The 7,759-nt window shown below is 30.6% G+C and carries 9 protein-coding genes; 3 read left to right on the forward strand and 6 right to left on the reverse strand.

Features of this window, described 5'->3' with window-relative positions; all coding sequences use genetic code 11:
• The first annotated feature begins 243 nt into the window (after positions 1-243).
• The 3 genes from Q0649_RS16180 to Q0649_RS16190 all read left to right on the forward strand — a co-directional run bounded on the left by Q0649_RS16180 (position 244) and on the right by Q0649_RS16190 (position 2,815).
• Positions 244-825 (forward strand): 5-formyltetrahydrofolate cyclo-ligase, encoded by a 582-nt coding sequence (locus tag Q0649_RS16180; RefSeq protein WP_298844402.1) that lies wholly within the window; start codon positions 244-246, stop codon positions 823-825.
• A gap of 46 nt (positions 826-871) precedes the next feature.
• Positions 872-1,618: an HAD-IB family hydrolase gene (locus Q0649_RS16185; RefSeq protein WP_298844404.1), complete on the forward strand. Its 747-nt coding sequence runs from the start codon at positions 872-874 to the stop codon at positions 1,616-1,618.
• Between the two features lie 120 nt (positions 1,619-1,738).
• Entirely contained in the window at positions 1,739-2,815 is a 1,077-nt protein-coding gene (locus Q0649_RS16190; RefSeq protein ID WP_298844407.1) for a diguanylate cyclase, read from the forward strand.
• Between the two features lie 218 nt (positions 2,816-3,033).
• Here the strand turns inward: Q0649_RS16190 and Q0649_RS16195 are convergent, their stop codons facing one another.
• From Q0649_RS16195 to ribD, 6 genes are all read right to left on the reverse strand, one after another.
• Complete coding sequence (locus Q0649_RS16195; RefSeq protein ID WP_298844409.1) at positions 3,034-3,510, reverse strand: hypothetical protein; 477 nt, start codon at positions 3,508-3,510, stop codon at positions 3,034-3,036.
• Between the two features lie 438 nt (positions 3,511-3,948).
• Positions 3,949-4,410, reverse strand: coding sequence for a 6,7-dimethyl-8-ribityllumazine synthase (gene ribE / locus Q0649_RS16200; protein WP_298844412.1), 462 nt, complete (start codon positions 4,408-4,410; stop codon positions 3,949-3,951).
• 77 nt (positions 4,411-4,487) lie between these two features.
• The gene (locus tag Q0649_RS16205; protein ID WP_298844415.1) at positions 4,488-5,681 is read right to left on the reverse strand and encodes a bifunctional 3,4-dihydroxy-2-butanone-4-phosphate synthase/GTP cyclohydrolase II; all 1,194 of its coding nucleotides are present in this window, start codon (positions 5,679-5,681) and stop codon (positions 4,488-4,490) included.
• Positions 5,648-5,791 carry a hypothetical protein gene (locus Q0649_RS16210; protein WP_298844418.1) on the reverse strand — a complete coding sequence of 48 codons (144 nt, stop codon included), beginning with the start codon at positions 5,789-5,791 and terminating at the stop codon, positions 5,648-5,650. Before Q0649_RS16210 ends, Q0649_RS16205 begins: the two co-directional genes overlap by 34 nt.
• A gap of 12 nt (positions 5,792-5,803) precedes the next feature.
• A complete protein-coding gene (locus Q0649_RS16215) occupies positions 5,804-6,454 on the reverse strand; it encodes a riboflavin synthase (RefSeq protein WP_298844421.1) in 651 nt (216 codons plus the stop codon).
• 22 nt (positions 6,455-6,476) lie between these two features.
• Entirely contained in the window at positions 6,477-7,583 is a 1,107-nt protein-coding gene (gene ribD / locus Q0649_RS16220; RefSeq protein ID WP_298844424.1) for a bifunctional diaminohydroxyphosphoribosylaminopyrimidine deaminase/5-amino-6-(5-phosphoribosylamino)uracil reductase RibD, read from the reverse strand.
• Between the last annotated feature and the right edge of the window lie 176 nt (positions 7,584-7,759).

Raw genomic sequence — 7,759 nt, forward strand, 5'->3', positions numbered from 1 at the left:
AAATAACTATAAACAATTTTAAAATAAATAGTTGACTTTAACTAGCTGGTCTATACCTTGTAATATTAACGTACCAATTACTATTTTTTACGTTTTTATTCTAAATAATTCTTTTAAATCCATAAGATACTATAAATTGCATATATAAAAAACATGTGTTATACTAGTGAAAATTTACAGTGTTTAAGTATTTTTTTTAAATAAATTTCATATATATAATGTACTAATTTCTAGGAGGTACTTATGGAAGATAACCTTAAGAATAATCTAAGAAAAAATATGCTTATTAAAAGAAAAAACATGTCTCAGAAAGATATATTTACCTATAGCAATAAAATTGTGAACAACCTTATGAAACTACCGCAATTTATAAATTGTAAGAATATAATGTTGTACATAAGTTTCAATAATGAGGTAGATACATACAAACTTGCTAAGTGGTGCCTCAATAATGGCAAAACCGTAATCGCACCCTATTGCATAAAGTCCTGTAGTAAAATAATACCTTTTATAATAAATAACCTTGAAACTGATCTTACTAAATCTACCTTTGGTATAATGGAACCAAAACATGATACATTAATGAAGGCAAATATTCAAAATATAGATTTAATAATAGTTCCCGGTGTAGTATTTGATGTGGCTTGCAATAGAATTGGTTTTGGTGCTGGTTATTATGATAGATTTCTGCCTATGAAAGCGAAAGGTACTCCTACTATTGGCATATGCTATGACTATCAAATAACTGATAAAGTTCCAGTAGATGAATATGATGTACCTCTCAATTTCATAATCACTGAAAAAAGAATAATATCGCTCAAATAAAAAATTAAAACATTTTGTAACATAGTTACTATATTTTATTATACTGATGTTGGAGGTGATTCCTTTGGGAAAAAAAATAGCTGCTTTTTTTGATATTGATGGTACCCTTTATAGGGAAAGTTTAATGACAGAGGTATTCAAAAAATTAATCAAAAGCGAACTAATAGAAAATGATAAATGGTACAAGGAAGTAAAACCCTATTATGTTAAATGGGATAAACGGATAGGTAATTATGATAATTACCTACTTAAAATGGCTGATATTTATACCGAAGCCATAATTGGACTTCATAGATCTCAAATTGAATTTATTGCTCATCAAATTATAAAACAAAAAGGTGATAGGGTTTATACCTATACTCGTGATAGAATTAAATGGCACAAGAGTCAGGGGCATATAATTATAACGATATCAGGTAGTCCGATTGAACTTGTACGAGAAATGTCTATAAAATATGGTTTTGATGATTACGTAGGAACAAAATATGAATTAAACGAACATAACATTTATACAGGGGGTATTGTTCCTATGTGGGATAGTGTTAGTAAAAAAGCTTCAATAGAATACTTTGTATCTAAATATAATATAGATTTAAATAAAAGTTTTGCTTATGGAGATACTTCAGGTGATTATACTATGTTAAAGTTTATTCGTCATCCTGTAGCTGTAAACCCTACAAGAGAACTTCTACTAAACATTCTAGACGACAATGAATTAAAAGAAAAGATTAATATAATTGTAGAAAGAAAAGATGTAGTTTACAGATTACTCCCAGAACACATTCACATATAATGTTTTTACGTTTCTTCTACAAAATAAGCTTTATTTTACTAAAATACTACTATATAATATTATATAGTAGTATTTTTAGTTCCCATTATAAACAACATTTTATTTTAAAGGAGTTATATTATGTTAAAAGATTTATTTGTTAATGCAACAATATTAATTACTTTTATCTTTATAATTAGCCAAATATTTAAGAATGAAATTCTAAACTTATCAATATCATTTAAATATAAATTATTATTTGGATTAACCCAAGGAATCCTAGGTATTATATTAATGTTATTTACCATCCACATTAACCCTAAAGTTATTATGGATCTTCGCCATATTCCAATATTACTTGCTGCTCTTTATGGTGGTGGAATTGCCTCAATTATTGCAGGTGTCTCTATTGCAATCTTTAGAATTAGCTACTTTGGTGTTAGCACTACTGCTATTATAGCTTCTGCTAACATGCTTATTATTGCTATCACTTGTTCCTTTATATCAACGTTAAAACTAACTTCATATAAAAAATGGATCTATATGAACTTTATAGGCTCCTTATTTATTACTATTGTTTATTTATTACTTATTAAGGATTCAATAATACTTCTACATACGCTTGCTTATTTTTGGCTATCTTCTTTAATAATTGGAACTGTAGCATATTATATTTCAAACTACATGAATACTTCAATTAAATTACTTGATAGATTAGAACATGAATCAACTATAGATTTTCTTACTGGTTTAAATAACGTTAGACAATATGATAATGCCCTAAATGAATCCTTTTTAAATGTTATAAATAGAAAAGAGCACTTATCTATTCTTATAATAGACATAGATTTTTTTAAAAAAGTAAACGACACTTATGGTCATTTAGCTGGTGATGCAGTATTACGACAATTAGGAACTGTATTATCTACATCTTCAAGAAGTTTTGATATTGTATCTAGAATCGGCGGAGAAGAATTTTCTGTTATATTACCTGATTGCCCCACTAATCAATCCATGGAGGTTGCAGAGCGCCTAAGATTAGCTGTTGAACTCCATGGATTTATTCTCCCAGATGAAACTAAAATTAACATCTGTATTTCAATCGGCTGTGCTACATACCCCGATAACGTAAAAAGTTTAGAAAATCTAGCTCATGAAGCCGACACTGCATTATACGCTGCTAAACATTCTGGAAGAAATAAAGTATGTCATCCATAGAATAGTTGTTCAATGAAAGGTCAGCAGATATAATGTTCTGATAGTAGAGCATTCGTTAACAGACTCTCTTTCGCACTCATATCTGCTTTCACTTTCATGCTTACAATTTTCTTTATTTATAAGAATAAAAACAGAAATACAAAGACCACTTCCCTTCAAATATTACATGTTGACATGTTAAAAAAAATAACAATTATAAATAGAAACTAAATAGCAAGTTATTTTCTCATAATAAATACTTCCTTATAATTTAACTTCTTGTATAATATCTCCAATTCATTAATTAGTTTTGTGTCTTTATAGTCGTACATAGATGTAGCAGTGTCTGTACCCCTTTCATACAAACATATCTGATTTTTAGATACTTGAGTTGAATATATATATTTACCCGTGTCATCTCTTAACCGAATATCGTAATCACCATCATTTGCTTCTTGAGTACTTACTGTACAACTTAGAGTCTTAATATACTTCACTATATTTTCCATGTCTTGTTTTTTTGTAACTGTTTTTGTCCTACCCAATTCTTTATTTTCACTTCTTATAGTATAATTTGAAAATTCAATACTTTTAGCAGAAGCTATTGGAATATTTCCAAACGGTGTTACCATTTGTTTAATCTCTTGTTTTGCACATGCAGTAACTAAAAAAATTAACCAAACACTAATTACAAGAAGTGTGTACCTCTTTTTCAAAATAGTATCCCCCTAAATTTTGTATTTTTGAGTAACCTTTATCTAATCATACAGCATATTAATATATTTATTCAATTATTTAACAAAAATATATATAGAACGAAAACAACTTAGGGCATATAACAATTATTAATTGTTATATGCCCTAAGAATCTTTTTGATATCTTTTTAAAATCATATTTCATGATAAGTATGTAATTTCTCCGAAAGACTTGCAATATGAAACGTAGAAACTATTGAAATTCAATTTAGAAATTCTTTTTTTACGAATATAAAATTCTCGTAAGACTGCCAGGACGGCAGTCTAATGAACCCGAGGCAGGACGCCGAGTGTGAATGCTAGAGGATTTTATATGAGTAAAAAATTAGAATTTATTAATGAATTTCCTAGTTTCAAGTTCATATTCAAGGCCGTAGGAGAAATTACATACTTTTACCCTATATTTCTTTTAATAAATTAGCCATTTCTATTGCAGTTACTGCAGCATCATATCCTTTATTACCTGCCTTAGTCCCCGCTCTTTCAATCGCCTGCTCAATATTTTCAGTAGTAAGCACACCAAAGATAACTGGAACTCCTGTCTCAAGTGTTACACTTGCAATTCCCTTAGTAACCTCACCAGACACATATTCATAATGAGATGTTGCTCCCCTTATTACTGCCCCTAAACATATTACAGCATCATACTTACCTGACTTAGCCATTTTCTTTGCAACTAAAGGGATTTCAAAAGCTCCAGGAACCCATGCAATTTCGACTTCTTCTTCCTCTACGCCATGACGTTTTAAACCATCTAGCGCTCCCGATAATAATTTTCCACCTATGAATTCATTAAATCTTGCTACTACAACTCCAAATTTTAACCCTTTAGCTACTAATTTACCTTCATATACTTTCATTTGTATTCCTCCGATTAATTTATTATTATTTTAATTTATTATGTTTGAACTTATTTAATATTATATTTATTTAACTGCTAATATAAATGACCCATTTTTTCTTTTTTAGTTCTTAAATAAAATTCATCTTTTTCATTATGATTCATAACAATAGGTACTCTTTCAACTATATCAATACCATAACCTGAAATGCCTGTTATTTTCTTAGGGTTATTAGTCATAAGTCTTATCTTTGTAGCGCCTAATAGTTCTAATATCTGAGCACCTATTCCATAGTCTCTCATATCACCTGGGAACCCTAAAGCCAAATTTGCCTCTAGCGTATCCATTCCTTTATCTTGAAGATTATATGCCCTTAACTTATTTATTAATCCTATTCCACGTCCTTCTTGCCTCATGTAAAGCATGATTCCATTATCCTCTTTTGAGATGGCTTTCATTGCAGCATCATATTGTTCCCCGCAATCACATCTCATAGATCCTAACGCATCTCCAGTAAGACATTCTGAATGTACCCTAACAAGTACAGATTCACTGCTTTTTACATCTCCTTTAACCAATGCTACATGATGTTCTCCATTTATCTTATTTACAAATCCATAAATAGTAAATTGTCCGTATCTAGTTGGCATTTCTGCCTGCGTAATCATTTCTACAAGGCATTCAGTTTTTCTTCTATAAGCAATTAAATCAACTATTGTAATTATTTTCAAATCATGTTTTTTTACATAATCCATAAGCTGTGGCACCCTAGCCATTGATCCATCTTCATTCATAATTTCACAAATTACGCCCGCAGGATATAACCCAGCCATTCTTGCTAAATCCACTGCTGCTTCTGTATGTCCACCTCTCTCTAATACTCCACCCTTTTTAGATGCTAGAGGAAATACATGACCCGGACTATTAAAATCTTTTGGTGTAGACTCAGGGTTAATTACATTTAATATAGTCATTGCTCTTTCTGCTGCTGATATCCCTGTAGTAGCAGCCACTGCATCAATTGACACAGAAAAAGCTGTTCCATGTACGTCTGTATTATTTGTAACCATTGGATTTATATTTAATTTATCTAATCTTTCTTTAACTATAGGCATACATATAAGTCCACGTGCATATTTTGCCATGAAATTTATATTTGCCTGAGTAGCTTTTTCGGCAGCTATTATTATATCTCCTTCATTTTCTCTGTCTTCATCATCTACTACAACTACCATTTTCCCATTTTTTATATCTTCTAAAGCTTCTTCAATCGTGCTAAATTTATACATTTTTCCATCCCCTCATTCGTTATCATCTTCGATGCTATTATCATCTTCGATGCTATTATCATTTTTAATGATGCTATCCTTTGTAATTTTAATATATTAACTACATCCATTCTCATAGAAATTTATGAAAAACCATTTTTCTCAAGGAAATCCATACCAATAGATTTCTTTTCTTTTGGAGTTTCTCTATATTGTAATAATTTCTCAACATATTTTGCCATCATATCGCTTTCCAGATTAACCACTTCCCCTATCTTCTTAGTTACTAAAGTAGTTTCACCCTTTGTATGAGGTATAATTGACACTTTAAAAATATTTTCATCTACATATGCTACAGTTAAGCTAATACCATCAATTGCTATTGATCCTTTATGTACAATATATTTTAATATTTCCCTTGTAGTTTCCACTGACACCCATGTAGCATTTTCCTCAATTGATAAATCTACAATGGTTCCGAGTCCATCAATATGACCACTTACTATATGACCTCCAAGTCTATCGCTAGCCCTAAGCGCTCTTTCTAAATTAACGCATGAACCTTGTTTTAGTTTTCCAAGGTTACTACATCTCATAGTCTCTGCCATTACATCTGTACTAAAGCTATTTTGGTTAAAGTCTGTTACAGTAAGGCACACGCCATTGGTACTAACACTATCTCCAATCTTCATACCACTCATAATTTCTGAAGCATTTACAATAATTCTTGCAGACTTAGCACCCTTTGCTATAGATTTTATACTACCAATTTCCTCAATCAAACCTGTAAACATCTATTCACCTTCCTTGTAACTATTAATTAATGATTTGTTTTTCTACGTAAGCTTCTATCATAATATCTTCATCAAATCTAGATACTTGAGTATCCCTTAGCATAATAGAATCTTTTACATACTCAATTCCTTTTCCGCCTACAGTAGTTTTGCCCGAAGTTCCTCCAAATATTTTAGGTGAAATAAAAGTAATAACTTTGTCAACAATTCCCTCATCTAATGCAGAGTAATTCAATGTACTTCCACCCTCAAGTAGAATACTATCTATACCCATCTCACCAAGTACTTTCATCAAATAGTTTAAATTCACCCATTTATTTTCACTAGGAGTTACGATAACCCTGGCACCTTTTTGTTTAATAGCTTCAATTTTTGTATTGCTTGCAAATTTTGTTGTAACTATAATAGTCTTTGTTTTTTCATCACATTCTAATACCTTCGAATCTAACGGCAATTTTGCTGTACTATCTATAATTATTCTTATTGGGTTTGTGCTCGATTTACCTTTTCTTCTTGTGGTAAGCTCTGGATTGTCACTTAAAACCGTCCCAATTCCCACCATAATCCCAGTTACCTTATTCCTTAATTCATGTACATATTCTCTAGATTTTTCATTACTTATCCATTTTGAATCGCCATTTGCTGTTGCTATTTTTCCGTCTATTGTCATTGCTGTTTTCATAATACAAAATGGTTTTTTCGTTGTTATATATTTTATAAATATTTCATTTGTTTTTCTTATTTCTTTCTCAATTATTCCTGAAGTAACCTCTATACCTGCTTTTCTAAGTATTTCTATTCCCTTACCTGCAACTAGTGGATTAGGATCTATCATTCCGACTATAACTTTTGATATTTTTTTTCTCACTATAGCCTCTGCACAAGGTGGTGTTTTACCATAGTGTGCACAAGGTTCTAGTGTTACATACATTGTTGCACCTTCTACATCCTCTTTTGCATTTAAAAATGCGTTGACTTCCGCATGTGGCCCACCAAAATGTTCATGATATCCTTCTCCAATTATTCTGTTATCTTTTACAATAACAGCACCAACTAGTGGATTAGGATTTACGAATCCTACTGCTTTCTTAGATAATTCAAGTGCTCTGTTCATATAATAACTATCCAAATTATCACCTTCCTAATTCTATAATTATGACATTACGCTTCATAAATATTTCTTTCTTAGTATGTATAGCTTTGGTCAAATTATCATCTGTTATGTTGTTGATTAAAAACATATAAAAATTGAGTAGGAGCTAAATAATTAGTTTATTTAGCGACCTCTCACACCACCGTGCGTAC

The sequence above is a fragment of the uncultured Clostridium sp. genome, assembly GCF_937920395.1.
Classification (GTDB): domain Bacteria; phylum Bacillota; class Clostridia; order Clostridiales; family Clostridiaceae; genus Clostridium_AD.

Bases quoted from the DNA above. Each gene is read 5' to 3' on its own strand.
- ribE (WP_298844412.1), bottom strand. From the start codon at position 4,410: ATGAAAGTATATGAAGGTAAATTAGTAGCTAAAGGGTTAAAATTTGGA.
- Q0649_RS16190 (WP_298844407.1), top strand. From the start codon at position 1,739: ATGTTAAAAGATTTATTTGTTAATGCAACAATATTAATTACTTTTATC.
- Q0649_RS16180 (WP_298844402.1), top strand. From the start codon at position 244: ATGGAAGATAACCTTAAGAATAATCTAAGAAAAAATATGCTTATTAAA.
- Q0649_RS16205 (WP_298844415.1), bottom strand. From the start codon at position 5,681: ATGTATAAATTTAGCACGATTGAAGAAGCTTTAGAAGATATAAAAAAT.
- Q0649_RS16185 (WP_298844404.1), top strand. From the start codon at position 872: ATGTTGGAGGTGATTCCTTTGGGAAAAAAAATAGCTGCTTTTTTTGAT.
- Q0649_RS16215 (WP_298844421.1), bottom strand. From the start codon at position 6,454: ATGTTTACAGGTTTGATTGAGGAAATTGGTAGTATAAAATCTATAGCA.
- Q0649_RS16210 (WP_298844418.1), bottom strand. From the start codon at position 5,791: ATGGATGTAGTTAATATATTAAAATTACAAAGGATAGCATCATTAAAA.